Source organism: Photobacterium nomapromontoriensis (genome assembly GCF_050336815.1).
GTDB classification, from domain to species: domain Bacteria; phylum Pseudomonadota; class Gammaproteobacteria; order Enterobacterales; family Vibrionaceae; genus Photobacterium; species Photobacterium nomapromontoriensis.
Map to the genome: position 1 here is coordinate 1 of NZ_JAKJSL010000008.1, position 1,679 is coordinate 1,679.

Below are 1,679 nucleotides of genomic sequence, written 5' to 3' on the forward strand. Positions count from 1 at the left end.
TTGGCCAGAACGGTATAACGGTATACCCCTCCCTGTCCATGACCTATACAGTAAAAACCATCAGCAAACTTACTGCCCCATACATTACAATCATATGCATTCGGGGTAAATTCACCACGGTCAACAAGTTTTAATGTTTTAGCATCAATAACAAAGGTATTGCCACAGGTCGGCAAGCCTCTGTCGCCAAACGTTTCAATAAACTCTTCAGTGATCCCACAATAGAAATATCCAGCGACATCATTGTCAAAACTTAAATATATCTGTTGTTCGGACTGGTTCATATAAGCTTGCCCAAAAGAAGCCGCTCGCCTTGCCAGTGGACCATTCACCTCGTCAAAGTTAATGACCTTTTTATTGCCTAATTTGACTAAAATGAGTTCATCTCTTTTTTTTACCACAACTTGAGTACTGTCTTTATCCCACATGACATCATGGATTGATGTCGAAACCTTGCCCAGCTTGGTGATTTCACCGTTGTCTAAGTCATACAACACCGTGCCCCCTTCCTGAGGGATAATAAGATAACGGCCATTCGGTGAACGTGACATATAGATGCCATAATCGATGGTGCCGCTACAAGGTGTGGGAGGCAGCACGCCTTCAGGAATGAGTAGCTGAGGGTTAGTGCCGTCAATATTCAACGCCCAATAACTGACTTGTGACTCATCGTCTGGGTTGGCAATCGTGAATAACACTTGTGGAAGTTTAACATTCTCAGTGTTCCAATCAGCCACCTCAGGGTTACTGGGTATATCAAAGTAATATGCGTAATGCCAATCCCCACCAATAACATTACGAAATTTGTTTCTGTAATATCTAGGCTCTTTTTCACGGTACCTTAGTTGATCCGCTAACAATTCTATGCGAGCTTTTTCGTCAAAATAAGGCTTAGTAAAATAATAACCTGCGCTGGCCACCATGACGGTCACCATACCTAAGCCAAGTAGTCGTTTCTTTTTCATTGTTTATCCATTGTTATCTATTTTTATATTTGCACTACAACGAATAATTTAATACCAAGACTTTTTCTCGATTTTCGCTCTAGCCATTGTTACGCGCCTCTAAAACCGCCTTCGCTTTTTCTAGATCGCGGTAACTCGGCAACGGGTATAATGAGTCACTCCATTTTTCCGTTGCACTGTGCTCAAGAACATAGCGGCTAAAACCAAAGCCATAACCGGATTTAGACACGTAATTACTGCCTTTCATCGCATGATATGTGTATATCATTTCAACGGTTGGGCTATTCGCGGTCGGCTTTTCTAGCACTCGGGAGATATTTCTTTGCTCAGGTCCAGTGAACCACATATCGCCGCCATTTAAACCAAGCATGTAACCGCTAGTAAAATACTCACCTACTTTTTGGGAAGGCCGGCCAGAACGGTATACCCCGCCCCCACCATGACCCAAACAGTAAAAACCATCAGCAAACTTGCTGCCCCGTACATTACAATCATATGCATTCGGGGTAAATTCACCACGGTCAACAAGTTTTAACGTTTTAGCATCAATAACAAAGGTATTGCCACAGGTCGGCAAGCCTCTGTCGCCAAACGTTTCAATAAACTCTTCAGTGATCCCACAAGAGAAATCCCCAGCGACATCATTGTCAAAACTTAAATATATCTGTTGTTCGGACTGGTTCATATAAGCTTGCCCAAAGGATGCTGCTCGCC

At 43.0% G+C, this 1,679-nt stretch carries 1 protein-coding gene and 1 pseudogene; both read right to left on the bottom strand.

All coding sequences use genetic code 11. The annotated features are described in order from the left end of the window. The coding region (locus L4D12_RS00525) for a hypothetical protein (RefSeq protein WP_428445868.1) at window positions 1-965 on the bottom strand (965 nt) is incomplete at its 3' end. A gap of 79 nt (window positions 966-1,044) precedes the next feature. Further along, a pseudogene (locus tag L4D12_RS00530) lies at window positions 1,045-1,679 on the bottom strand (hypothetical protein); the annotation flags it as partial.